At 44.2% G+C, this 25778-nt stretch carries 26 protein-coding genes and 1 pseudogene; 7 read left to right on the top strand and 20 right to left on the bottom strand.

From position 1 onward, the window contains the following. The first annotated feature begins 149 nt into the window (after positions 1-149). From deoC to D1970_RS16640, 4 genes and pseudogenes are all read left to right on the top strand, one after another. Entirely contained in the window at positions 150-824 is a 675-nt protein-coding gene (gene deoC, locus D1970_RS16655; protein ID WP_119114149.1) for a deoxyribose-phosphate aldolase, read from the top strand. Between the two features lie 42 nt (positions 825-866). Beyond that, positions 867-1265, top strand: a complete 399-nt coding sequence (locus tag D1970_RS16650) for a cytidine deaminase (RefSeq protein WP_119113993.1) — start codon at positions 867-869, stop codon at positions 1263-1265. A gap of 60 nt (positions 1266-1325) precedes the next feature. Next, positions 1326-2508: pseudogene (locus D1970_RS16645) on the top strand (NupC/NupG family nucleoside CNT transporter). A gap of 120 nt (positions 2509-2628) precedes the next feature. Beyond that, positions 2629-3255 carry an AmiS/UreI family transporter gene (locus tag D1970_RS16640; protein WP_119114148.1) on the top strand — a complete coding sequence of 209 codons (627 nt, stop codon included), beginning with the start codon at positions 2629-2631 and terminating at the stop codon, positions 3253-3255. 50 nt (positions 3256-3305) lie between these two features. Here the strand turns inward: D1970_RS16640 and D1970_RS16635 are convergent, their stop codons facing one another. The 3 genes from D1970_RS16635 to D1970_RS23115 all read right to left on the bottom strand — a co-directional run bounded on the left by D1970_RS16635 (position 3306) and on the right by D1970_RS23115 (position 5881). Then, a complete protein-coding gene (locus D1970_RS16635; RefSeq protein WP_119113992.1) occupies positions 3306-4238 on the bottom strand; it encodes a manganese-dependent inorganic pyrophosphatase in 933 nt (310 codons plus the stop codon). A gap of 167 nt (positions 4239-4405) precedes the next feature. Further along, positions 4406-5527: an alanine dehydrogenase gene (gene ald / locus D1970_RS16630; RefSeq protein ID WP_119113991.1), complete on the bottom strand. Its 1122-nt coding sequence runs from the start codon at positions 5525-5527 to the stop codon at positions 4406-4408. A gap of 228 nt (positions 5528-5755) precedes the next feature. After that, positions 5756-5881 carry a hypothetical protein gene (locus D1970_RS23115; RefSeq protein WP_259339695.1) on the bottom strand — a complete coding sequence of 42 codons (126 nt, stop codon included), beginning with the start codon at positions 5879-5881 and terminating at the stop codon, positions 5756-5758. Positions 5882-5986: 105 nt separating this feature from the next. On the opposite strand from D1970_RS23115, the gene D1970_RS16625 reads away from it, so the two are divergent. After that, positions 5987-6445 carry a universal stress protein gene (locus D1970_RS16625; protein ID WP_119113990.1) on the top strand — a complete coding sequence of 153 codons (459 nt, stop codon included), beginning with the start codon at positions 5987-5989 and terminating at the stop codon, positions 6443-6445. A 62-nt stretch (positions 6446-6507) separates the two neighbouring features. On the opposite strand, the gene argH is transcribed toward D1970_RS16625, so the two are convergent. Together argH and D1970_RS16615 are read right to left on the bottom strand one after the other, a co-directional pair. Next, positions 6508-7902: an argininosuccinate lyase gene (gene argH / locus D1970_RS16620; RefSeq protein ID WP_119113989.1), complete on the bottom strand. Its 1395-nt coding sequence runs from the start codon at positions 7900-7902 to the stop codon at positions 6508-6510. Continuing rightward, positions 7899-9104, bottom strand: a complete 1206-nt coding sequence (locus tag D1970_RS16615) for an argininosuccinate synthase (RefSeq protein ID WP_119113988.1) — start codon at positions 9102-9104, stop codon at positions 7899-7901. The genes argH and D1970_RS16615 overlap by 4 nt, the downstream gene beginning before the upstream one ends. Before the next feature lie 220 nt (positions 9105-9324). On the opposite strand from D1970_RS16615, the gene D1970_RS16610 reads away from it, so the two are divergent. After that, on the top strand, positions 9325-9645 hold the full coding sequence (locus tag D1970_RS16610) for a hypothetical protein (protein WP_119113987.1): 321 nt from the start codon (positions 9325-9327) through the stop codon (positions 9643-9645). 39 nt (positions 9646-9684) lie between these two features. Here D1970_RS16610 and D1970_RS16605 read toward each other — a convergent pair whose 3' ends face one another. The 9 genes from D1970_RS16605 to sppA form a co-directional block, all read right to left on the bottom strand. Beyond that, positions 9685-10197: a MogA/MoaB family molybdenum cofactor biosynthesis protein gene (locus tag D1970_RS16605; protein WP_119113986.1), complete on the bottom strand. Its 513-nt coding sequence runs from the start codon at positions 10195-10197 to the stop codon at positions 9685-9687. Then, positions 10194-11036 (bottom strand): EcsC family protein, encoded by an 843-nt coding sequence (locus tag D1970_RS16600; RefSeq protein ID WP_119113985.1) that lies wholly within the window; start codon positions 11034-11036, stop codon positions 10194-10196. The genes D1970_RS16605 and D1970_RS16600 overlap by 4 nt, the downstream gene beginning before the upstream one ends. Before the next feature lie 133 nt (positions 11037-11169). Continuing rightward, complete coding sequence (locus D1970_RS16595) at positions 11170-12357, bottom strand: acetate kinase (RefSeq protein WP_119113984.1); 1188 nt, start codon at positions 12355-12357, stop codon at positions 11170-11172. A 262-nt stretch (positions 12358-12619) separates the two neighbouring features. Continuing rightward, positions 12620-13609: a class I SAM-dependent methyltransferase gene (locus tag D1970_RS16590; protein WP_119113983.1), complete on the bottom strand. Its 990-nt coding sequence runs from the start codon at positions 13607-13609 to the stop codon at positions 12620-12622. 111 nt (positions 13610-13720) lie between these two features. After that, positions 13721-14221 (bottom strand): thiol peroxidase, encoded by a 501-nt coding sequence (gene tpx, locus D1970_RS16585; RefSeq protein WP_119113982.1) that lies wholly within the window; start codon positions 14219-14221, stop codon positions 13721-13723. Between the two features lie 314 nt (positions 14222-14535). Beyond that, the gene (gene ytfJ, locus D1970_RS16580) at positions 14536-14994 is read right to left on the bottom strand and encodes a GerW family sporulation protein (protein WP_119113981.1); all 459 of its coding nucleotides are present in this window, start codon (positions 14992-14994) and stop codon (positions 14536-14538) included. A gap of 16 nt (positions 14995-15010) precedes the next feature. Continuing rightward, positions 15011-15709 (bottom strand): DUF2953 domain-containing protein, encoded by a 699-nt coding sequence (locus D1970_RS16575; RefSeq protein WP_119113980.1) that lies wholly within the window; start codon positions 15707-15709, stop codon positions 15011-15013. A gap of 79 nt (positions 15710-15788) precedes the next feature. Further along, the gene (locus D1970_RS16570) at positions 15789-16256 is read right to left on the bottom strand and encodes an RDD family protein (RefSeq protein WP_119114147.1); all 468 of its coding nucleotides are present in this window, start codon (positions 16254-16256) and stop codon (positions 15789-15791) included. 187 nt (positions 16257-16443) lie between these two features. Continuing rightward, positions 16444-17454 carry a signal peptide peptidase SppA gene (gene sppA, locus D1970_RS16565; protein WP_119113979.1) on the bottom strand — a complete coding sequence of 337 codons (1011 nt, stop codon included), beginning with the start codon at positions 17452-17454 and terminating at the stop codon, positions 16444-16446. Positions 17455-17585: 131 nt separating this feature from the next. Between sppA and D1970_RS16560 the strand changes: the two genes are divergently transcribed. Further along, the gene (locus tag D1970_RS16560) at positions 17586-18386 is read left to right on the top strand and encodes an NAD kinase (RefSeq protein ID WP_119113978.1); all 801 of its coding nucleotides are present in this window, start codon (positions 17586-17588) and stop codon (positions 18384-18386) included. 60 nt (positions 18387-18446) lie between these two features. On the opposite strand, the gene rarD is transcribed toward D1970_RS16560, so the two are convergent. The 6 genes from rarD to ezrA all read right to left on the bottom strand — a co-directional run bounded on the left by rarD (position 18447) and on the right by ezrA (position 25713). After that, positions 18447-19376: an EamA family transporter RarD gene (gene rarD, locus D1970_RS16555; protein WP_119113977.1), complete on the bottom strand. Its 930-nt coding sequence runs from the start codon at positions 19374-19376 to the stop codon at positions 18447-18449. 136 nt (positions 19377-19512) lie between these two features. Beyond that, on the bottom strand, positions 19513-21096 hold the full coding sequence (gene mbcS, locus D1970_RS16550) for an acyl-CoA synthetase MbcS (RefSeq protein WP_119113976.1): 1584 nt from the start codon (positions 21094-21096) through the stop codon (positions 19513-19515). A gap of 148 nt (positions 21097-21244) precedes the next feature. Then, positions 21245-21445 carry an alpha/beta-type small acid-soluble spore protein gene (locus D1970_RS16545; RefSeq protein ID WP_119113975.1) on the bottom strand — a complete coding sequence of 67 codons (201 nt, stop codon included), beginning with the start codon at positions 21443-21445 and terminating at the stop codon, positions 21245-21247. A gap of 93 nt (positions 21446-21538) precedes the next feature. Further along, positions 21539-22747, bottom strand: a complete 1209-nt coding sequence (thiI, locus tag D1970_RS16540; RefSeq protein ID WP_119113974.1) for a tRNA uracil 4-sulfurtransferase ThiI — start codon at positions 22745-22747, stop codon at positions 21539-21541. Beyond that, on the bottom strand, positions 22744-23889 hold the full coding sequence (locus D1970_RS16535; protein ID WP_119113973.1) for a cysteine desulfurase family protein: 1146 nt from the start codon (positions 23887-23889) through the stop codon (positions 22744-22746). The genes thiI and D1970_RS16535 overlap by 4 nt, the downstream gene beginning before the upstream one ends. Positions 23890-24018: 129 nt before the next feature. Beyond that, on the bottom strand, positions 24019-25713 hold the full coding sequence (gene ezrA, locus D1970_RS16530) for a septation ring formation regulator EzrA (RefSeq protein WP_119113972.1): 1695 nt from the start codon (positions 25711-25713) through the stop codon (positions 24019-24021). Positions 25714-25778 lie beyond the last annotated feature (65 nt).

Below are 25778 nucleotides of genomic sequence, written 5' to 3'. Positions count from 1 at the left end.
GTTCCAGTTTACATCCGTTCATTTTGTTATTTACATTTGTTCATCCCACTGTTATATTGTTCTTGTAAAACCTTTTGTTCATAATTGATGAAGGTTTGTAAGCGTTTCAACCATTTCCATATTTATTAATAGAAGGGATTGTTGTCATGATGACAAAAGAACTAGCTCACATGATTGACCATACTTTATTGAAAGCCAATGCCACCGAGGATGAAATTATTAAGCTTGCACAGGAAGCTAAAGAGCATTCTTTTGCGTCTGTTTGCGTGAATCCAACATGGGTAAAGACAGCCGCAGAAATACTTAAGGATGCAGAAGGCGTAGAAGTTTGCACAGTAATCGGCTTCCCTCTCGGTGCCAGTACGCCAGAAGTGAAAGCGTTTGAAACAGCTAACGCGATTGAAAACGGTGCAACTGAAGTGGACATGGTCATTAATATCGGTGCTATAAAAGGAAAAAATTATGATCTTGTAGAGAAGGATATCCGTGCGGTCACAGAAGCAGCCAAAGGCAAAGCATTGACAAAAGTCATCATTGAGACATGCCTTCTTTCCGATGAAGAGAAAGAAATCGCATGTAAGCTTTCTGTGAAAGCGGGTGCTGATTTCGTCAAAACATCAACAGGATTCTCCACTGGTGGTGCAACCGTTGAAGATATCAGGCTTATGAGGAAAACAGTGGGTCCTGAAATCGGAGTAAAAGCTTCAGGCGGCGTAAGAAGCCTTGAAGATGCACAGTCAATGATTGAAGCAGGAGCAACAAGGATTGGAGCAAGTTCCGGTGTTGCCATCGTAAACGGTCTTACTTCTGACTCTTCTTACTAATCAGGAATCAACCAACTAACTTTATGATTGGAGAATGAATCTATGGATGCAAAAATGCTCGTTGAAAAAGCAATCGAGGCCCAGTCAAAAGCATATGTTCCATATTCCAATTTCCAGGTCGGCGCAGCTGTCCTGACTGAAAGCGGCAACGTCTATCTTGGCTGCAATGTTGAGAATGCTTCATATGGACTGACGAATTGCGCAGAACGTACCGCTATTTTTAAAGCTGTCTCTGAAGGAGATAGAGAAATTAAAGCAATCGCAGTTGTCGGCCGAACAGACGGACCAGTTTCCCCATGTGGGGCGTGCCGCCAGGTTATCGCGGAATTTTCTACAGACGAAACCAAAATTTACCTCGCCAACAATGACGGTGCGATACAAAAAACAACGATTGCAGAAATTCTTCCAGGCTACTTCTCCTCAAAAGATTTGAACAAGTAATCCATACTGTCCCGCTTACGGGACAGCCATCAGGAAAAATTACATCATGTGGAGGCTCTCATGAAATATATTATCGCAATTCTAGGACTCATCATTGTGATTGCATTGGCGTTCGCAGGGAGCAAAGACCGAAAAAATATAAAGTACAAACCGGTCTTCATAATGATCCTGCTTCAGATTGTCCTTGCTTATCTTCTATTAAATACAAAATTCGGCCTGGTGCTCATCAAGGGTGTTGCCGGGGTATTCAGCAAACTCCTTGAGTATGCAGCAGAAGGTGTCAACTTTGTCTTTGGCGGCCTTGCAAACGAAGGGGCAATGCCATTTTTCATGAATGTATTGCTGCCAATTGTGTTCATTTCAGTTTTGATCGGTATATTCCAGTATTTAAAAATCCTTCCTTTCATCATGAAAGGAATTGGACTCCTGCTCAGCAAAGTCAACGGCATGGGCAAACTTGAATCATATAACGCTGTGGCTTCGGCAATGGTTGGCCAATCCGAAGTGTTCATAACAGTAAAAAAACAGCTTGGGAAGCTGCCTGAGCATAGACTATATACTTTATGTGCATCTGCAATGTCAACGGTTTCCATGTCTATCGTCGGTGCTTACATGACAATGATTGAACCAAAATATGTTGTGACAGCGCTTGTCTTGAATTTATTTGGGGGGCTTTATCATCGCTTCTGTCATTAATCCATATACAGTTGATGATAGCGAAGATATCCTTGAAATCCAGGAAGAAGAAAAACAGTCGTTTTTCGAGATGCTCTCAGAGTATATTCTGGATGGATTTAAGGTAGCAGTCATAGTCGGTGCCATGCTAATCGGTTTTGTTGCTTTGATTGCGGCAATCAACAGTGTGTTTGACATGATATTCGGAATTTCATTCCAGGAAATACTGGGCTACATTTTCGCCCCTGTTGCCTTTATCATGGGTGTACCAATGTCCGAAACAGTCAGGGCTGGAGGAATTATGGCAACAAAGCTTGTTACTAATGAGTTTGTCGCTATGATGCAGCTTTCTGATGTTGCCGGAACTTTTAGTGCAAGAACACTTGGAATTATTTCCGTATTCCTTGTTTCCTTTGCCAATTTTTCCTCAATCGGAATCATTGCAGGAGCCGTAAAAGGATTGAATGAAAAGCAGGGCAATGTTGTGGCAAGGTTTGGTCTCAAGCTTCTCTACGGCGCAACCCTTGTTAGCGTATTGTCAGCCATTATCGTAAGCATTGTGCTCTAGGAAATAAGTTTGCATAAAAGACTATCTATAGAAAAGGCATTTCCCCCAGCGTGAGGATTTGCTTTTTCTTTTTTAAAGGAGGATAAGGCCATCCATCTATAATTGGGATGGCATAACATCATGGGAGACGCAGGTTTATTAATATCAGGTGCTGCATTGTTTTTAAACAGTTTGATGCTCCTCGGAAAGGCCGAGGAAAAAAGCGTGGCCGTTTTCAATATTTTTGCCGGGTTCCTCCAGGTCGCCGTACCATTTTATCTAATCGCGGTATCAGACCAACAGAACTGGACAATCTACAGCCTTGCTACCATTTTTTTATTTGGGTTTACGTATTTATATGTTGGATTCACACTATTCAAAGGCTTGGATGGAACCGGACTCGGCTGGTATTCCCTGTGGGTATCCATTATTGCCGTTATCTATGCTGTTGTTTCTGCAGTCCATTTTCATGATATGGTAAATACTCTTACATGGATAATGTGGGCTTTTCTATGGTTCCTGTTCTTCCTGTCAATGGGGCTTGGGAAAAAAATTGACAAGTATGTTGGGAGAGTTGCGTTTATCCAGTCATGGATCACGCTTACCTTCCCCTCCCTCTTGTCGATGACAGGCGTTTGGAAATCTCCTGAGGTCATCACTATTTGGATATGGGTGTCCGCACTCGCTATCTCTTATTTTATTTTTTCCGCCATCAGATTCCGCTTTATCAAGGTTACATCCAGCCAGCCTGTTTTGAGCGATGACTAAAAAAGACAGCTCCGGATTAAAAATCCGGGCTGTCTTTTCTTTATAGCATATTACTTTGCAGCTAGAACATTGGTTAGCACAGGCACAACCTGCTTTTTACGCGAAACAACACCTTGAAGGACTGCGGTGTTGTTGACAAGCGGAACGTGGAATGCCTCTTCAATGGAAGCTGATGCGCTTCCAAGTGCCAGCACTGCAGAATCGTTTGTCAAAATATCTGTAATAATAAATGCAAACAAATCTAGGCCTTTTCCGTCAATCACTTTATTAAGCTCGGCCTCAAGCTCTTCCCTGCGGGCTAAAAGCTCGTTAACATCGACGGTATTGACCTGTGCGATTTCAACCTTGAAATTGCCCATGTTAAATTCTTTTGCATCAAGTGAGATTAGTTCAGCAATTGTCTTGCTGCTTAGGTCTGCTCCTGCCTTAAGCATTTCAAGTCCATATACTTCTGCATCTACTTCTGCAATTTCAGCCAACTCGCGAGCCGCAAGTACATCCTGCTCCGTGCATGTCGGAGATTTGAACAAAAGGGAGTCGGAAATAATCGCAGAAAGCATGAGCCCTGCTGTTTGCTTGTCAATCTCGATATTGTTTTCCTTGTACATTTTGTTCAGAATTGTAGCTGTGCAACCAACAGGCTCTACCCGGAAATATAACGGGTCGCTTGTTTCAAAATTCGCTACACGGTGGTGGTCAATGACTTCGGTGATTCTAACCTCTCCAATATCGTTGGCGCTTTGCTGGCGCTCATTATGGTCGACCAGGATGACATTGTTCACTTCTTCCGCCACTTTTTCAACAAGGCGGGGATCGTCAGCTTTAAAATAATCCAGCGCAAACCGGGTTTCGCCATTGATTTGGCCGAGGCGGACTGCTTCAACAGGTTCCCCAATCTTTGATTTAAGGTTTGCATAAGCAAGCGCAGAGCAAATTGAATCGGTATCAGGGTTCTTATGCCCGAAAACTAGTGTTTTTTCCATCATGACACTCCTTGGTTCCTTTTTGTGCGTGCGATTATAAGGCCGCATCTTTACCCATAAATAATATACTCCATATTACAACCATTTTACACCCTTTAGTTTCTGAAATACAGACTGACAGAACATTAAGAGAGGGCACAGTCCCATGACCGTGCCCCCCTGTTCTATTAAGCTTGCTCTAGCAGCTTGCGTGCTTCCGCATATTCTAGGCCTTGATCTTCCGCAACGGCCTTGTAAGTAACGAATCCTTCGAGTGTGTTGATGCCCTTCAGGAGAGCTTCATTGTCCAGGCAAGCCTGCCTGAAACCTTTGTTTGCAATTTGTACTGCATATGGCACAGTTACATTTGTAAGCCCTATTGTCGACGTGCGCGGAACAGCTCCAGGCATATTGGCAACAGCATAATGGACAACGCCATGCTTTTCGTACGTCGGGTTATCATGCGTTGTGATTCTGTCGGTCGTTTCAAATATTCCACCTTGGTCAATCGCAATGTCGACAACAACTGATCCAGGATTCATTGATTTAATCATTTCCTCTGTTACAAGCTTTGGCGCCCTTGCACCTGGAATCAGCACAGCGCCGATTACAAGATCAGATTCCCTTACTGCTTCTGCGATATTGTATGGATTTGACATTAACGTTGTAACATCTTGTCCAAAAATATCGTCAAGCTGGCGAAGACGCTCAGGATTTAAATCAATCATTGTTACCTGTGCTCCTAGGCCAATTGCCATTTTTGCTGCATTTGTTCCAGCTACGCCACCGCCAATAATGGTTACTTTGCCTCTCTGTACTCCCGGAATACCGGAAAGTAAGATGCCTTTTCCGCCATAAACTTTTTCGAGGAACTGTGTCCCTATTTGTGCGGCCATTCTTCCTGCCACTTCGCTCATCGGAGTCAGAAGAGGAAGTGCTCCATTTGGAATTTGAACCGTTTCGTAGGCAATTCCCACTACTTTCTTTTCAGTTAAAGCTTTTGTCAATTCTGGCTCTGGAGCTAAATGAAGGTATGTAAACAAAATCATGCCCTCTCGGAAATTTCCATACTCTTCCGAAAGAGGTTCTTTTACTTTCATGACCATGTCAGAAGACCAGGCTTCTGAAGCAGTCCCAACGATACGAGCGCCTGCAGCTTCATAATCTTCATTGGTAAACCCTGAACCAATTCCCGCACCATCTTCGATGAATACTTCATGCCCGAATTTCAGCAGGTTTACTACTCCGGCCGGTGTCATCGCGACACGGTTCTCGTTATTCTTAATCTCTTTGGGTACACCAATACGCATTTTGCATGCCTCCTATGTATATTACTAATCATTTTCCTGGCCATTTCCAATATACCATTTTTAACTTTAATAATGAAAGAAATCTGGTCCACTATTCCGGCAATTGAAAACACTTACATTGTAGATGATAAATTTCGTTTTGCAAAGCAAAAAGTTTTTCTGAAAAATAAATTAAATTATCTGTAAAAAGAAAAACAAGCTGCAAACATGCAGCTTGTCCCTTTAGAGCTACTTGTCCTTACCAGGGTTTATAACCCCGCTGTTATAAGCATCCATAATCTGGCGCCCAATTTCTTTTTCAGCTTTATTTTCCCTTGAATAGGCAATTTCTTTTTTCGGCTGCTTCTTTTCCATCTCAATCCTCCTTTATTTTTTCACTCGTCTATATTTTTCGTCATTTTGTAACAGGTATACACCCCATTCATGTTGTATAATTAAGGTAAAGGGAGGATGAGAGAAATGGGACTAACGTACAAGAACATTTTAGTAGCAGTTGACGGTTCAAAGGAAGCAGCATGGGCATTCAAAAAAGCGATCGAGATTTCAAAGCGGAACGATGCGAGTATCGTTATGACACACATCATCGATCTTCGTACATTTGCAACAGTTGAGGCCTATGACCGAACAATCTCCGAAAGGGCTAACCAGTTTGCGACAGAACTTATGGAAAGCTATAAGCAGCAGGCCCTGGATGCAGGTGTAAAAGAAGTAACATACGAAATTGACTATGGTTCTCCAAAAGTGAAAATCGCCAAAGACATTGCAAAAAAATACAATGCTGATTTGATCATCTGCGGCGCAACAGGCATGAACGCAGTCGAAAGGTTTTTCATCGGCAGTGTCTCTGAACATATTGCAAGATATGCTTCATGCGATGTGCTTGTTGTCAGGACTGAAAAAGAAGAAGGACAAGAATAGATATTTAGCAGGGGATGAGACCCCATTCAACAAATTAAGAGTAAAAAAAAGTGCGCAGCCTGTCAGGTTGCGCGCTTTTTCACTTCTTCGAGTATGGCTTCCGCTTTTACCAGCTGTGCCCGTACTTCTATAAAACCGGTTCCCCCCACGCTGTTCCGGCGTTCGACGGCAGTGTTCGGGTCAAGGGCTTCATAAATGTCATGTTCAAACAGCGGATGGGCATCCTGAAATGCTTCAAGGGGAAGATCGGCAAGATAGCAGGAGCGCTGTATACAAGTAAGCACGAGCTTTCCGACTATTTCGTGGGCTTCCCTGAACGGTACTCCCTTTGCCGCTAAATAATCAGCCAACTCTGTTGCATTAGAAAAATCTTTGGTTACCGAAGAATGCATATTGCTAGTTTTCACTGTCATCGTTCCGACCATTCCGGAAAAAATCCGGAGTGAGCCTTTTAATGTTTTAACAGTATCAAACATGCCTTCCTTATCCTCTTGCATATCTTTGTTATAGGCAAGAGGAAGGCCTTTTAATACAGTCAGCAGCCCAACCAGGTTCCCGTATACCCGGCCTGTTTTCCCCCTGATAAGTTCAGCCATATCAGGATTTTTCTTCTGCGGCATGATGCTGCTTCCAGTTGAAAACGTATCGGACAGCTCAATAAACTGGAATTCCTGGCTTGACCACAGGATGATCTCCTCAGCAAACCTTGATAGATGCATCATCATGATTGAGGCCGCAGACATGAATTCCAGGATAAAATCACGGTCACTGACTGCGTCCAGACTATTTTCATACATTCCTTCAAAACCAAGAAGGGCAGCCGTACAGGAACGATCAATTGGGAAGGTGGTACCTGCAAGAGCTCCTGCCCCAAGAGGGTTTTTATTAATCCGCTTCAGCATTTCCTCAAACCTTTGGCGGTCTCTCTCCAGCATCCAGAAATACGCCAGTAAATGATGGGCAAATGAAATAGGCTGTGCCCTCTGCAGGTGGGTATACCCTGGCATGATGGTTTCGACATGCTCACTTGCCCGGCCGGCAACCGTCTCCTGGAATTCTGCTATCAGCAAAATCAGTTCCTTTACCTGCTCCCGCAAATAAAGATGCATATCCGTCGCTACCTGGTCATTCCGGCTTCTGGCAGTATGAAGCTTTCCTCCCGCTGAACCGATGAGTTCGGTGAGCATGCGCTCAAGATTTAAATGGATATCCTCATATTTCGCTGAAAACTCAAGCTCATCATTTTTAGCTTTTTCTTTTAACAATCCGAGTCCTTCCCTGATTTTCCCGGCCTCTTCACTGTGAATGATTCCGCACTGTTCCAGCATGGCAGCATGAGCCATGCTGCCTTCAATATCTTCGTTCACCAATTCCTTGTCGAAGGAAATGGAAGCCCCGAATTCGTCCACCCATTCTTCCGCTGAAAGGGTGAACCTTCCTCCCCACAGCTTTTTCACACAGTCACCTTCTTGCCTTGCACCATGCTCTGGACTTTTGTCGGAAGACCCCAGAGATTGATGAAACCAACAGCCGCAGCATGGTCGAATTCATCCTCGGACGTGTATGTTGCCAGCTTTTCGTTATACAGGGAATAAGGGGACTTTCTGCCTTCAATGATGGCATGGCCTTTGAAAAGCTTGACTCTCACCGTACCCGTTACATATTTCTGAGTCGAATTCAGGAAGGCAGACAATCCATCGCGCAATGGCGAGAACCATAGTCCTTCATAAATCAGTTCTGTCATTTTCTTCTCAATAATCGGTTTGAAATGTGCAACTTCCTTGACAAGCGTAATATCCTCAAGCTCCTTATGGGCTTTGATTAGGGTAACTGCCGCAGGGCATTCATAGATCTCCCGCGACTTTATCCCAACGAGGCGATTTTCCACATGGTCAATTCTGCCGACCCCATGCTTGCCTGCAAGATCATTCAGTTCAAGAATCAATTGTGCCAATGAAAGTGCCTTTCCATTCAAGGCTATCGGAGTGCCTTTTTCAAATTCAATTTCAATAACATCGGGAGTATCAGGCGTTTTCTCAAGGCTTGCTGTCAAATCGTATGCTTCTTCCGGAGGTGCTGCCCACGGATCTTCCAACACACCGCATTCATTGCTTCTTCCCCACAGGTTCTGATCAATGGAGAACGGGCTGTCGAGATTGATTGGAATCGGGATATTGTTCTCCTGGGCATAGTTGATTTCTTCTTCACGGGACCATTTCCACTCACGGACCGGTGCGAGTACTTCAAGATCCGGGTTCAATGCCTTAATCGATACTTCAAAGCGGACTTGGTCGTTTCCTTTGCCAGTGCATCCGTGCGCTACAGCGACGGCTCCTTCTTCCTCGGCCACTTCCACCAGTTTCTTGGAGATCAACGGGCGGGAAAGGGCCGATACGAGCGGATACTTTCCTTCATAGAACGCATGTGATTGCAGTGCGGTAAGTGCATATTCCTGAGCAAACTCTTCCTTCACATCCAAAACGTAGGATGCAACGGCACCAATTTTTAGTGCCTTTTCTTTTACAAATCCCAAATCCTTGCCTTCTCCAACATCCAAGCAGCAGGCCACAACGCTGTACCCTTGATCCTGGAGCCATTTAATTGCGACTGATGTATCAAGCCCGCCGGAATAGGCGAGCACCACTTTTTTTGCTAACATTTCCTCTCTCTCCTTCTGAATAAATATTCATATTAATATATTTTTATTCAATGTTATTTAATAACTTATCAGGTTTTATCTTTTTTTTCAATGGATTAATTTACTTTTTCGATAATATTTTATGCGTTCGCCTGGAAAAGTGACTTTGTTTCTTCTGCGTGGAAGATTGGCTGTCAATATTGTAGAATGGGATTAGCAGACAATAGCGGAGGCCATCTGAATGGAAAAATTTTTTAAGAACGACAGCCGGCTGGGCATTCCCGTTCCGGATCTGGACAGAGAGTGGGAATGGGAAGCGTATCCAGCCGAAGTACAGGATCGCATTCTTTTGCATTGGGAAAACATACGAGGAAGCATCCCAGACCGAATCGTCGATTTGGAGAAAATCATTAATAAGAAGCAGTCACAGCTGGAAGATGAACAGGATTTCAAAAAATCCTGCTGCCTTAATAGCGAGATCGCCGAGCTGGCTTCGGTCATCAATGAACTCTGGCTGTGGTACCGAACTAGCCAGGATGTTACCGGCAAAATCCATCTTTAGAAATAACAAGACCCCCAGCTAACGAGTGGGGGTTTTTGATCATAAGTCTTTTTTCAGTTCTCTTACAACATGTCCGAGTTCCGGCAGAATCAATCTAGTCATGGCTAGCTTTACCGCGCCTGTCGATCCTGGAGTCGAAAATACAGCCCGGTCTTTTACCACACCTGCTGTTGCCCTCGAAAGCAAGGCCGCCGAACCGATATCTTCCTGATAGCTGAGCATTCTGAACAACTCTCCAAACCCGGTGATTTCCTTGCTGAACAGTTTCTGTACGGTTTCGATTGTGACATCCCGCTTCGCTATTCCTGTGCCTCCGTTAATCAATACAGCATCAATATCTTCCCTGCCGCACCCTTTTAGCACTTCCTCGGAAATCTGAGCACTTTCATCCTTTACAATCACATAATCAGCTGCTGTATGACCAGCTTCCTCAAGCATGGTGATCATCAGCCGGCCGCTTTTGTCGGTATCCTTATCTCTTGTATCGCTTACTGTTATGATTTTGCAGCGGACCTGCCCCGGTGCATTTTCTTTATGTTCCTTCGTACTCACAGACCGTCCACTCCCTTGTTGAAAAAGTATCTCGCCTCGTAATACCTTTGGGCAAAGTCGGTGACTTTTCGTGTCAGCTGATAGTTTGCGCCTGCACCGATGCCCATGCTGATAAGAGGAAGGCCTGAAAGGCGTTTCTTCCTGAAGATCATGATTGCTATCCCTTTGAACATCTGCCTGAGAGGCTGTTCAAGCCAGGTGATATTCGTGAGTTCATCTTTGCCTTCATAAAAATAATAATCCTCAGCCTGCTGAAGATCATTCATCAGTTCTTCCCATCCGGCAGCCTGCATCCGTTTGGGCATCATGGCAACATGAAACGCCTTAAGGGCAGACATCATCTCGAATGGAGTATTGACTTCAAAGCCATAAGACATCGCAATAAGCTGGACTGCGCGCAAATTGATGACGGCCATTGCAGGAATGTCTACTCCAAGCACTAAATTTCCCCCGCTTCCAGCCATTCCGCCCTGTACAAAGGAATAAAGCCTGTGCCTGGCGGTCTGCTGTCCTGCTATATATTCAATCTGCTCGATTGACAGCTCTCTCATTCCCTCGACGTTTTCCAGCTTGGGCTGAAAAACACGACCTGCTGCCAGAATTCTTTCCCTTGCATCCAATTGAAGCTGCGACCCCTGAATGAGTGCATGAAGATGGAAAAGCCAATCATCCATCATGGAGAAAAAACGATCCTGCACATCCTGCGGCAAGAGGGAGAAAGAGCGGTCAAGATACCTGTCATAAACAAGTTCAAAATCGTTGGGATCATAGCCGCCAAGAGCTGTTTCCCAGTCTTTCAGTTCATTCAGCACCTTTTTCTCCCGTTCGGTTAATTGCATCGTATAACCTCCAGCGATAAGAATTTATTTTCAGTATAGCATAATATACCCAATGTTGATTGCGGGGAAGCAGTCACGAAAAAAAAGCAAAAGCAGGATAGGCCCGCTTTTGCTTTGAGTATCAGATTTTCCACTATTTCGTCAAACGTACAATGTCCCTTGCAATCATGACTTCCTCGTTTGTCGGGATGACCATTACTTTGACAGGGGAATGCGGATAGCTGATGAACGCTTCTTCGCCACGCACTTTGTTCAGTGCCGGATCCCAATAAACTCCCATGAATTCAAGGCCTTTCAGGACACGTCCACGGATTGCAGAACTATTTTCACCAATTCCTGCTGTAAAGATGATAGCATCTACACCGCTCATACGCGCAGCATAAGAGCCGATATACTTGTGGATTCGGTTGCCGAACACCTGAAGTGCAAGCTCAGCCCGTTCATTGCCTTTTTCCGCTTCATCCTCAATGTCGCGAAGATCACTGGAGAATCCAGTCACGCCGAGCATCCCGCTTTTTTTATTCAGGACATCAAGTACTTCGTCTGCTGTCATATCTGTTTTTTCCATAATGTACGGTATAAGGGCCGGATCAATATTTCCTGATCGCGTGCCCATTGTCACGCCCGCAAGCGGGGTGAATCCCATTGACGTATCGATGGATTTTCCTCCCTCGATGGCCGCAATGCTGGCTCCATTTCCAAGGTGACAAGAAATAAGGCGTAGTTGTTCAACAGGGCGTCCAAGCATCACGGCAGCCCGCTGAGAAACGTACTTGTGTGATGTACCATGGAAACCGTATTTCCTCACTCCAAACTTTTCATAGTATTCGTACGGAAGACTATAGAGGAATGAGTTTTCAGGCATAGTTTGGTGGAATGCAGTATCGAAAACTGCTACCTCAGGAACATTCGGAAGCGCGTGCTGGAATGCTTTGATGCCTGTAACATGCGCCGGATTATGCAAAGGCGCAAGCTCGGAAAGGTCTTGGATTTTTGCAAGGACTTCGTCCGTTATGACAGCAGAGTCGCTGAAAGTTTCCCCGCCATGCACGACGCGGTGCCCAACACCTTCGATTTCATCAAGAGAGTTGATAATGCCAAGTGAAACAAGCTTATCAAGCAGCATTTTGACCGCCACTTCATGGTTTGGTATATCCAATGTCTCTTTGATTTTTTTATCATTCACCGTAATCGAAAAGATTGAATCGGGCAACCCAATCCTCTCAACAAGTCCTTTTGTAATAACTTCCTCACTCGGCATTTCAAACAGTTGGAATTTTAGTGATGAACTGCCGGCATTAATCGCAATCATTTTCGCCATAGTATGTTAACGCTCCTTTTAAGTAACAGCCTTCGTTTATTTTTAATATTTCATATACAAAATTCTAACGTGAAGCTGAAAATCTATCTTTTATTTTTCAATTAAAACATTGTGACTGTTACATTTCAAGCCAGTATCTCACAGTTTTCATCTTTTATACAAATGTATTTGTATTCAGACATTTCTGCTATATCTGTCATTAACTTTAGGACTATGTATATACAAAAATAAAAGGCCGGCATTCCAGCACCGGCCTTATCTTCTATGCTTTTTTGTTTTCGGCAAACCATCCGTCAATCCTTGCAAGCATGCTTCCCATTGCCCTGCTGTCCGACATTGGCGGAAGCTCTGCGAGAAGCGCTTGTTTAGGCGCTTTGACACCTTCGCCTTTCTTCTGCAATATCAGGATGCTTTTTCCGGCATGTTTGTGTTTGAACATGGAATCCGGAAGCTGAATGACTCCCTGAATGATTAGATTATTTTTGATATAATCGTGCAGCTTGTTTGCCTGCTCACTCTCGAACAATCCATTCGGAATGACAAATAACAAGCATGCGCCCTCTTTGGCATGCCGCGTGCTTTGTTCTATAAAGAGATGGTGAGAGTAAGTATGTCCACTGTCGACACTTACCTCAAAATCTGCTGCCTTGTTGTCAGCAGGGTAAAAACCGACAGGCAGGTCACAGATGACCGCGTCAACTGGATCGATAAACAATGGCTCAAGAGAATCCTGGTTAAACAGCTCAACATCATGCCCAAGGAGATTGGCATTGATGTAGGCAAGCCTAATCAGTACCTCATCAATTTCCGACCCAGCAGCAGCAATTTTCCTGCCTTGCTGCTGGTTCATGACAGTTGCAAGAAGATTTCCCGTTCCTGCTGCAGGATCAAGAAGACTGTATTCCTCCGCAGTGATGAACTTATCAAGCAAATATCCGATAAACATTCCGATAGAGTCGGGTGTCATTTGGTGGTTTGGTTGGATATTCTCCTGCATCCCTTTCAATATTGCCAGCTGGAATCCCCTGCGGATTTCTTCTTTCGCAAAGTCTTCAAGATGAATTTCTTGATAAGATTTCTCAAGGCGTTTTATGGCAAACTCATTCAAGCCTTCCTGGAGAACGGAACCATGAAAAAGATTTTCTCCCGTCTCGGCAAGAGCCTCTAAATATGTACAATCAAGCTCTTCCTTTAAAATATCTGCTGTAACGTTAAATGCTGTAAAAAGCTTTTCTACCTGTGAAACGCTCAACTTTATTTCCTCCCGCTGCGGATTCGTCTTGTTCTATTTTAACTCTGATTCCCGGCCCCTACAAGGAAGAAAAAAAGCCACGGGATTCCCGCGGCTTCTTCTCTCCAAGTTTTACTTAGCAGTTCTTGCAGCTTCGATCGCTGCCTCGTAGTTTGGATGGTTTGTAGCTTCACCGACATATTCTGCATATGTCACTTCGTCATTTGAGTTCACGACGAATACTGCACGCGCCAACAGGCGAAGTTCTTTAATTCCCACCCCGTACGCTTCTCCGAATGAAAGTTCGCGATGGTCTGAAAGTGTCACAACTTTATCAATTCCATTTGAGCCGCACCAGCGCTTTTGAGCAAATGGTAGGTCCACGCTGACCGTGAGGATTTCCACATTGTCAAGCTTGGCTGCCTCTTCATTAAAACGGCGTGTCTGCGCATCGCATACACCGGTATCCAGTGAAGGAACAACGCTGATCAGCCTTACTTTACCAGCTGTATCCTGAAGTGTCACCTCAGACATATCATTGCCAAGCACCTTGAAATCCGGTGCCATGTCACCAACTTTCACCTCGTTGCCAAGCAATGTAACCGCGTTCCCCTTAAATGTAATACTCGCCATATTCATTCATCCTCCTATGTTCGTATATGTACACAGTGTTAATATATCTTTTCGAGAGTGACTTTTCAAATAATTATCCTTGAGGACAGAAAAAGCGGATGCACCTTGCACAGAGTTATCTGATAAGACGAGCCGGCGAGAAGGTTGCTCCTTGACTTTCTTGGCAGATTTGCAGCCCCTAAATCCTGAAGCGAAACAACACGAAATAGCAAGCATCCGTTAAGCTAAACCCACAAGTTGTTTTGCCAAAGTTTGTATAATTTCTTATCTATAAAAAAATGGCAACTCCGTAAAGTCACCATCCTCACCTGCTTTTAAATATCTAAATCATGCTTTGGGCCGTCATAATCACTTTTTTTGTCATTCTTCTGGCTTTCATTTTTGCCGCCGTTGCTTTTGGACATCATATTCTGTACCTTCTCGACAGCCTGCGGGGCAAGATCAAGAATTTTTTCAAGCAAATGGGTATTTTCATCGAGATGAAGCATTCGGACTCCACTACTGCTAACTATAAGGAAAGCGATCGGAGTGATGGAGACACCGCCCCCGCTTCCGCCTCCGAAAGGATGTTTAGACTCTCCGCCTGAATTCTCCCCATCCATGATAAACTCGCTTCCGCCCGCCGCAAACCCGAAACCCACTTTGGAAACAGTCAATATCACACTTCCGTCGGGTGTTTCAACAGGATCGCCAATGATTGTGTTTACATCAATCATTTCTTTCAGATTTTCCATGGCGGTCGTCATTAGCCCCTGAATTGGATGATCAGACATATTTATTCCTCCTTTATCACACGGTGTTTGTTTTATCATTGGATAAGACAGAAAGGGCAGAGCTCCTGAATTCAGGCATACCGCCCTTCCAGTACTTAATTAGCTTTGTTCCTGCCAGAATAGCATGCCCTGCTCTTACCTGAAAAATACATGAAAGCTTTGTCTGTGAAACAGTGCCCTGAAAGCAGGGAGTCACACTGAGCACTGGTTTAGCCTGAAGCTTCATATAACGGCCGATTGTCGCCATCAGCCCCCCTTTTGCTGCCCAAATCCCTCCGCAGATTACCGCTGTTGTAGCGGCATCCCCAATACCTGCAACTGTATGCCAGGAAAATTTTCTGACAGCGACCTTCCGCAGGAAAAAACGGGTTAGCCTGTTCAGCCCTGCAATATGTTCAACGAAAACTTTAAAATCATGAATGGAATCTCTCACATCCCCGCGGTCGACCTTACCCTCATGTTTTTCATCCTTCCGAGGTCCCTTAACCCTCCCTTTGACAGCAATTGCCGAAGTGTCGGGCTCAACTTCAATGACAGGATATTCAATTTTACGCCAAATCATCCCTGCCCAGGCTTTGATCAGGATACATAAGCGGTCATCATTTTTACCATGGTAATAATCAACAGAAACTGTGATTTTCGTCAGCATAACAATCAAGAGCAATATCAAAAATAGCGCCAAAACCCCAGCTGCCGGTATAAGCCAATACACCATTGTTCACATCCTTCAGACACCCATTATTGGCATATGCGAAAAAAAATAAACCTGCCTCAAAAAGGCAGGTTTATTGCTGTTATGTTTCATGTACAACCGTTGTATCCGCAAACAAATCATGGAGACCCTGTTTTTTGGGAAGGAAAGCAACAATTAAATAGCCGATAAATACTGTTACCGAGATAAACCTTCCGATCCATTCACGAAACAATACGGTACTCCACGATAATCTCCGGCCCTTAAGGTCGACAACCTTCAGTCCAAACACCATTTTTCCGAGCGTCTGGCCAAGGTACTTCGTCATGAAAACAAAGTATAGGTAGAAGGTGACAGCTGTAGCAATGTTTACAGGCTTAAACAATTCTTCGCCGGAAACAGATAAGTCAAGCGCTCTGAAAACCGGGTAAATCAATAAACCGTTAATGCTCCATATCACAATAAGATCAAATAGATATGCCCAAAACCTCATCCAAAAGCCTGCGTACCTAAAAGTAGCAAGAAGGTCTTCCATTGCAGTTGACTCATTTTGCAAGCTTGTGACCGGCATAGGGGTGGGCTGGCCGCTCTCCTCGGTAAGCGACGGCTGGACCGTTTCTTCCGCTGTATGATCCGACAAAGCGGCCTGCTCCTCAACAGCAGTATTCTCAGTAAGGTTCTCTTTGTCTTCGAGATGCTCCTCTTCCGGATTAGCTCCATTTCGTGCAGATTCATCTGAATTCAAGACTCAGCACCTCCTATTCTGAATAAAGGTACATCAACCGTGGAGAATTCGGCTGGGAGAGAATCTTCATCAGCCCTGACATTTCCAGGTCTTTGCCCATCATTTTTTGCGCTCCCAAGCTAAACAATGAGCCAAAGCCCATATCTTCCTCATAGCTGACCACTTGTGCATCTGGAAGGTTTTCATGTTCCTTAAGTGTGTCCACCACATCTTCAAAATGACCAAAATCATCAATCAAGTTCAGTTCTTTCGCCTGGCGGCCATCATAAATCCGGCCATCAGCAATTTTCCGGACTTTTTCAGCTGGAATGCCGCGACCATCTGAAATTACCTTCACAAATCCCTGGTAGGAATTATTGATCATCGTTTGAAGAATTTTCCGCTCTTCTTCAGTCATTTCCCTCGTCGGGCTCATGATGTCTTTATACTGTCCGCTTTTGATTGTGACAAAATCAACGCCGTACTTTTCTGCAAGACCTGAATAGTTCACCCCCTGCATGATCACCCCAAGAGACCCTGTAAGTGTTTCCGGGCTGGCAAAGACTTTGTCGGCAGGTGCAGAAATATAATAGCCTCCTGAAGCCGCTATGCTGCCCATTGATATGTAGACAGGTTTTTTCGTTTCTTTTTGGATTTCAATAATTTTGTCATGGATTTCCGCACTTTCCACGACTCCTCCGCCTGGAGAATTTACTCTGATGATTATGCCTTTCACATTATCATCCTCTTTTGCATTGTCCAGCTGCTTCAAAAATGAACGGTGATTATAGCCTGGACTTTGCATGAATGCCGATGGCTCCCCTGTATCCTGGATTACGCCATCAACTGCAAGTACTGCGATCTTCCGAAACGCGTTTCCTTCCTCAATGACTTCCTCGCCAAACGTCTGTCCACTGGCTTCCATCAGTTTATCCAAAGAAGACTCCTCTTTTTTTGTAGACATGAAAGATAGCGAGTTTACAACGACCGATATAAAAAATAAACCTGCGGCAATGCCAAGCGCCGCCCACCTTTTTCCATTCATGCTGTTCCCCCTTAAAGATTTGGCTTGGTCAAAATGTATGTTAAAATTGTGTCAACCCTTCTTATTTTAGCAAAAATGGGGGGGAAAAGGGGATTTAATACTCAAAACTCAAAATGTTTGGAGGAATGATGATGCCTGACCGCCGTAACCTGTTTTTTTACCACAAACCAGATACAGACAAAGAGGAAAGTATCTCGTCATTGTACGAAATAGCAGAAAGATATGGTTTTAACATTATTAAGGATTACCGAAAAGCCAATATCATTGTATCAATTGGGGGAGATGGCACCTTTCTCCAGGCTGCAAGAAAGACAGGGTTCAGGCAAGACTGCCTTTATGCGGGCATATCGACAACCGGGAACCTGAATGTTTACTGTGATTTTCACATCGGAGACCAATCAAAAATGATTGATGCAATTACAAATGTAGAAGTTGAAGTAAGACGCTACCCTACTATCGAAGTAACAGTCGATGATCAAATGAAGTTTTTATGCCTGAATGAATTCAGTGTCCGATCAGGAATCATCAAGACATTCGTGATGGATGTATTCATTGATGACCTGCATTTCGAAACATTCAGAGGAGATGGCATGATTGTAGCAACGCCAACAGGCAGCACAGCATACAATAAATCAGTCAACGGTGCAGTTGTCGACCCAATGCTTCCATGCGTGCAGGTGAGCGAACTGGCATCCGTCAATAACAACCATTACCGTACACTTGGTTCATCCTTCATTTTAAGCGGGAACCGCAAGCTTTCCTTGAAGGTGGTACAAGACGGAAATGATTATCCGATCATGGGGATGGATAACGAAGCATTAAGCATCCAGCATGTCGAAAAAATTGATATCCGGCTCAGCGAACAAATAATCAAAACGGTAAAACTGAAGGATAACTCATTCTGGGAGAAAGTGAAGAGGACATTCCTTTAATAAATCCGGCAGTTCAATTGTGAACTGCCGGATTTCATTTTTACAGGATTTCTCGTTTTTTCAGGCACTTTTTCTCCTGCGAATCTTTGATTCCCAATCCGCTGCCTTCCTTGTCCTTGAAAAAGTGTAAAGAGCCAAAGCGGTCCAAATGAAGGAAAAAGCAATGAAATGCGTTTTCGTGAATTCTTCACCATATATGAATACACCAAGCAGGAGCGTCAGGGATGGAGCTATGTACTGGAGGAAGCCGAGCATGGAAAGCGGGATTTTTTGCGCCCCTTTCGCAAAATACAGCAGCGGAATAGCAGTTACGGCTCCAGCGCCAATCAGCAGAAGGCTTTCCGAAACCGGACCTGCAAACAGGCTAGCTTTATGGTTAATGAACAAGGAACCCATATAAATGGCCGCTAGCGGTGTCATAACCATTGTCTCAAGTGCCAATCCAACAGACGAATCTACTTTGATTAGTTTTTTTGCCAGGCCGTAAAGTCCAAAGGACAACGCAAGAGTAATAGAAATCCACGGAAACTTGCCATATGAAACGGTCATAATCACTACCCCTGCAGCTGCGAGGAAAAATGAAAGGATTTGGGCACGTGACAGCCTTTCCTTGAAAAAGAAAATGCCAAGCAACACACTTACAAGCGGATTGATATAATAACCAAGGCTCGCTTCAATCATCTGGCCCGTATTAACTGACCAAATGTAAATGAACCAGTTGATGCTGATGAGCACAGATGCTGCGGCGAGGACCATAAGCTGACGCTTATTATTTGTAAACCCTTTGATCGTGGCTGTGAAAGGCTGCCATCTGTTGGTAATCGCCAAAAAAACAAGCATAAAGAAAAATGACCAAAACACCCGGTTCGCAAGAATTTCTTCGGCGTTGACATCACCGAGAAACTTCCAATATATCGGCAGTATTCCCCATAAAAAGTAAGAAAACGCGGCATATAGGACTCCTTTTTGCTGTTCTGTTCTGTCGGACAAGCATTTCACCCCTTTTCTTTCTATAATCGAAATAATATCATTATATCGGGGATGGCGGTCCGCTGACAATCATTTTAGTTTTCCACTTCAATCGCCAATAAAAAAATGCAGGCATGATCCGCCTGCATTTCTCGGTTTATTTTGTTTCCGCTCCCTCAAGCTCGCGCTTCCTTAATTCAATTCGCATGATTTTTCCGGAAGTTGTTTTAGGCAGCTCATCGAGAAACTCAATTTTTCTTGGATACTTGTAAGGTGCTGTCAACTCCTTTACGTGCTCCTGGAGCTTTCCAACGAGCTCCGGATCACTTTGGTCAACTCCATCACGGAGAACGATAAACGCCTTAACGATATTGCCCCGGATTTCATCTGGAGATGCAACCACTGCACATTCTTTTACCATTGGATGCTTTACGAGAGCATCCTCCACTTCGAATGGTCCGATTGTGTATCCTGAACTGATGATTATGTCATCTCCCCGTCCTTCGAACCAAAAGTAGCCTTCTTCATCCTTTTTAGCCTTGTCTCCGGTAACATAGTAATCTCCCCGGAACTGCATTGCTGTCCGCTCAGGATCTTTATAGTAATTTTTAAACAGTGCTGGAGTTTCGATATGGACTGAGATATCACCAACTTCTCCTACCGGGCACGGATTGCCGTTCTCATCGATGATCTCGACCCTATTCCCTGGAGTAGGTTTCCCCATAGAACCTGGCCTCAGCTCCATATCCTTTGTCACTCCAACAAGTAAAGTATTTTCAGTTTGTCCGTAACCATCCCTTACATCGACATTGAAGTGTTTTTTGAACGTGTCAATGACTTCCCGGTTCAATGGTTCCCCTGCTGACACTGCACTGTGGAGGCCTGGGAGCTTGTACTCATCAATCGTTGAAACTTTAGCCATCAGGCGGTACTCAGTCGGCGTACAGCATAAAACGTTGATATTGTACTTCTCAAGCAGGCGTAGATATTTTTCCGGCTCAAATTTACCGTGATAGACAAATCCTTCAGCACCAGAACCGAGCACAGACAAGAATGGGCTCCATATCCACTTTTGCCAGCCAGGTCCAGCGGTTGCCCATACAGTGTCCCCTTCTTCAATACAAAGCCAGTTTTTAGCAGCTGTCCTTAAATGCGCATATGCCCAGCCATGGGTATGGACAACACCTTTTGGATTGCCTGTTGTCCCTGATGTATATGACAGGAACGCCATATCATATTTATCCGTGTCGGCAAGCTCAAGCTTGTCCTGGGCACTTTTCATTTCCTCGTCCAGGAAAATCCATCCGGCAGATTCTTTGCCTATAGAAAACTTTACAAGCTGGTCGATTTCGTCTATTTCCTCAAACTCTTCAATGTACGGGTAGTAGCTGATGACCGCCTTTACATCCCCGTGGCCAATACGGTATTTCAGGTCTTTGGCCCTAAGCATCTCGGAGCTTGGAATCACTACAAGCCCAAGCTTTAGTGCTGCGGTATATACTTGGTATGCCTCGATGAGCCTTGGAACCACAACAAGGACCACGTCCCCTTTTTTTAGGCCCGTTCCTGAAAAGACATTTCCAATCCTGTTCGCATTTTGAAGCAATTCATCGTATGTAGTGCTCGTTGTCTCTCCTGCTTCGCTCTCCCAGCAAAGGGCTGTTCTGCCTTTTTTAGTATATTTCTCGAATTCAGAAACAAGATTATACTTTTGCGGGGCAATTAACTCTTCTGTATTCATTGCCTCTCCCCCTAATATTTAAATTCTTAGATAACATTATTATTATACAAAATTATTCAAATATTTCAAATTATTATTTCTTATTTTTATAAAAACAGAAAAGAGACAGGAATTTCTTCCTGCCCCTTGTAGCCATAATTATTTATTTTTATTTAGAAAATCCGCTCATTTGCTGTTGAGCCATAGATACAAGACGCTTGGTGATTTCTCCACCAACAGATCCGTTGGCACGGGAAGTTGTTTCTCCACCAAGGTTAACACCAAATTCAGAAGCAATTTCGTACTTCATTTGGTCAAGTGCCTGCTGAACTCCTGGAACCAAAAGGTTGTTTGAGTTGTTGTTTGCCATGTGATTTCACCTCCTTGTGAATATAGAGTGTGTAAAACCACATGTCTTAATACTGGATTAAGTTTGGTAATTGTTCACAATTTTATTTACTGTTTAAAACAGGTCTTCGTCGATGACATCCAAAGTATTTCGGCCTGGCTTGATGAGGATTGTCTCGGTTTCTTCTACAGCTTTTTGGATCAGCGGCTCAAAGTCAAAAAAGCTTTCAAACCGCTGCACTTTCTCAAGCTTTGGCTTTGTCTTCGGCGAAGCAGGAACAAAGACCGTACAGCAATCTTCATAAGGACGGATAGAAATATCATGTGTTTCAATCTGCTGTGCAATCTCCATTATTTCTGATTTATCCATCATAACCAGCGGTCTTAGGACTGGAGTGCTGGTCACTTCGTTAATAGCATACATGCTCTCGAGCGTCTGGCTGGCCACCTGTCCGACGCTTTCGCCAGTGATGATGGCAAGGCCGCCATTCTTCTTGCGTAATTCATCGGTAATTTGGAGCATGATTCTTCTTGTCGAAGTCATGGTGTAGTTTTCCGGAACCTGTTTGTGGATCATTTGCTGGACCTCTGTGAAAGGAACGATGTGCAAAACAAATTGTCCGCTAACTTCGGCAAGTTTTTCCGAAAGGTCGATCACTTTCTGGCGAGCCCGTTCACTTGTGAATGGCGGACTGAAAAAATGAACTCCTTCCACCTCAAGACCGCGTTTCATGGAAAGGTGGCCTGCAACCGGGCTGTCAATCCCTCCCGACAGCATGAGCATTGCTTTGCCGCCAGAACCTGCTGGCATACCTCCAGCACCAACGATATTTTCTGCGGAAAGGTAAATACCTTCTTTCCTGACTTCCGCCTGCAGATTAATATCAGGATTGCGGACATCCACAACCAATCCGGGAATATTCCGAAGCAAATGTCCACCCAGTTCATGGTTGATTCCGTTTGTATCAAGCTCAAATGTTTTGTCTGCTCTTCTTGCAGAAATTTTGAAAGTATTCCCTTCTTTATAGACCTGCTGGAACAAAACCAGCGCTGCATCCTTCATTTTCTCCTTGTCCTGTTCCGTTTTGACAGCAAGGCTGAATGATTGAATTCCAAATATTTTCTTCAGACAGTCGGCAACCCGAATTCCATCTTCCCCATTTAGGAGTACAAACATCCTGTCACGGTCAGCCTTTACGGAAGCCTTTGGGAAGTCTGCCAGGGACTTTTGGATGTTTTTTCTTAGTCTGTCGATAAACTTATTCCTATTTTTCCCTTTAGTTGAAATTTCTCCATATCTTATCAGTATTCGGTCATATATCATCTGTTCATTACCTCTCCCAACCTGTTAACAGTCTCCTTAATTGCATTGCCAACGATTTTAGCTTCTTCCAGTGTATTCTCATATGAAAGACTGATTCTTACGGCACTTGCTGCCAATTCATGCGGAACTCCCATGGCCAGCAGCGTTTTGCTTCCTCTATTCTTTTTCGATGAGCAGGCGCTTGTCGTAGAAACAAAGATGTTTTTCTCTTCAAGCGCATGAACAAATACTTCTGTTTTCAGCCCTTTTATGGAGAAATTCAGAATATGCGGGGCATTGTTCCATTCAGAAGAGTGAATAGTAACGCCCGGTATACTGCCAAGTTCACTGCGCAGTTGTAGGTTCAGCTTCTCCATTACCAGCACCCCTGCTTCCCTTTTTGCAAGAGACATGCGCAATGCCTTGGCCAGCGCCACCGCACCGGCTACATTTTCAGTACCGCTCCGCCTTGCCTTTTCCTGGCTTCCACCTGAAAATAACGGAAAGAGCCTTACTCCTTCCCTTACATAGAGAGCCCCTGTCCCTTTCAGACCATGGAATTTATGGCCGGATAGCGAGCAGAGGTCTATTCCGCACAAATGAAAATCGAGCGGTACCTTTCCAGCCCCCTGGACGTAGTCAACATGGAAAAGTACCTTGGGATAATCACGTACAATCGCTCCAATTTCCTTTATCGGCTGTATTGCCCCTGTCTCATTATTCACATGCATTACTGACACAAGTATTGTATCGTTGCGCAATTCCCTTCTGATATCTTCCGGATTAACAAACCCAAAGGCATCTACTGGCACAAAGGATACTTCAAACCCCAATTTTTCGAGCTGTTCCATTGCAGTCGAAACAGAAGGATGTTCAATCTTTGATGAAATGATGTGCCTTCCCCTGTTTTCCCCGGCTAGTGCCACACCCTTGATGGCAAGGTTATTGCTCTCAGTGCCGCCTGAAGTGAACAGGATTTCATCAGGCTTTACCCCAAGGAGTTCTGCCGTTTGCGTCCTCGCCTGATTCAGGAGCTTCTCAGCCTGGCCTCCGACACCATGCAGTGAAGATGGGTTGCCAAAATAATTGCCTGCTACTTTTATAAATGAATCCAGAACTTCTAGGTATGGTTTCGTCGTTGCGCTATTATCAAAATAGATCATGTTATGTTCCCCCCTATAGCAAAAAAACTTTGCTGCCAACATATCATCTTAGCATAACCCTGTTTATTTTTAAATTCTCGTTCAGCCAAAAAACAAGGCCTCCAATCGGGATTGGAGACCTACCTGGCCTTACGCCTGCTTTTCATAAATCAACTCTTCAATTTTCTTCAGCGCACCGGGTTCAACTTTTTCTATTGCGGTAGCAGCCTCTTCAAGCGCCCGGCGATAATCATAGCTCCTGAATGATTCTTCCGCCTGCATCAAACCTTTTGCAACGGATTGGTGCTTACTTCGGTAGCGATTCCCATATTGAATTACTTTTTCTGCAAGCATCACATTTTCTACCATCTCGGTTGTCGTGTTTGACAATTTCTCCACTGTTAATACAGCGATTTCGAGGTGCTGCTGCACGACAGGAATATCCAGCGGCTTATCTTCTAATTTACCGGCGACGTTTTGAATGCTTTCCCTGGCATCTTCGAGAAGATCCTTATAGGTTTGCGAGAGTCCCGGTAGGTTGCTCTTTGAAACAAGTCTAATCATTTCTGTTATCTGTCTTGACAATTCCTTCACTTGTTCCCTGGCAGCCAGCTCATCTTTCCTTAGCGCATTTAGTTTTTCTTTAAATGCAAGCTGGTCCGATATAACGCTGTCGAGCTCCTCTTTCAGCTTTAACAGCTCTTCATTCAGAAAGCTTTGAGCCGTTTCACTCTGCTGGATCTTTGCTGAAAGCAGTTCAAATCTTCTCACCAGTTCATCAAGCTGGCCGTCGCAGGATCGCTGTGCATCAAGTTCTTTTTCATTTAAATGGTAGCTTTCCTGGATAATCTGCAGTTCTTGGTGAATTCTTTCCTGTTCTTCCACAGCCTCATCCAAACATTTTTCTGCTGCCGGATGTGCTTTCATGATCGACTGTCTCCCGGCTACCTCATTTTCCAGAAGATCAAAAAGAGAATCAATCGCTTCTTTCATTTTTTCAATTCCCTGTTCGACCTTGCCGATCTCCGTTCCATAAATCAATGTATGGAATTCATCCATACCCTTTTCAATTTCCTTCATCTCTGCATCGAAACCAATGTGTTCAAGGCTGTAGCCTTGCCCTTCCATTTCCTTGTAGCCTTCCTTCAAATCATTGATCTGGGAAGGAATAACGGTTTGGCACTCATGGAGAAGCTGAGGAATTATATTCATTCTTATACTGATTTGTTCAAGCTGTCCATTAATGGTAAGAACGGTTTCCCTTGCTTCAAGATAATCGCCGTTCATAGTCTTTTCATCAAACTCAACGAATTTGGCATTAACCTCATCAAGCTGCTGTTCAAGGTTTTCCTCGGCCTTGCCGAAACTATGGCGATGCGCAAGAAGATTTTTCCTGCTCCCACGATACAGCTCCTTCAATCCTTCAATCTCACTCCTGTTTTTCTCTTCGCTTCCGACCAGTTCATTCAATTCACTAAGAATTTTATTGATGACTTCTTCTATTTCGTTAAGCTTACTTTCCATAACTGAAAAAGTCTCTTTTGCTTTTCTGAACCTGAGTTTATCTGAATACTCCTCGGCATCAAACAGGTTTTCTTCAATTCCTGGCAGCCCGACAGTGACAATTTCATCCCACTCCCGCCGCCATCTCTCAAATAATTCTTCAGTCTGTCCGGTCATATTCAGCTGCTTGACCTTCGACATTTCCTCAAGTACAGGCCTGTTCAGGATATCCAGCTTCCATGCCTCATACCTGTCAACTTCCCCGAAGTATTTCCGTTTCAGTAAAAATCCGGCCAAAAATAAGCCCATGATTAAAACTATTCCACCAATTATATATTCCATGCTAATCCTCCCGGTCTATCGCAAAAAAAAATCGGATCGCCATTCTATCTATACAAATAAATGAA

Origin of the sequence: Mesobacillus zeae (assembly GCF_003570705.1) — a bacterium.
Classification (GTDB): Bacteria; Bacillota; Bacilli; order Bacillales; family Cytobacillaceae; genus Mesobacillus_C; species Mesobacillus_C zeae.
Note: the sequence above shows the minus strand (reverse complement) of the source record. Positions and strands in the feature narration are given on the sequence as shown.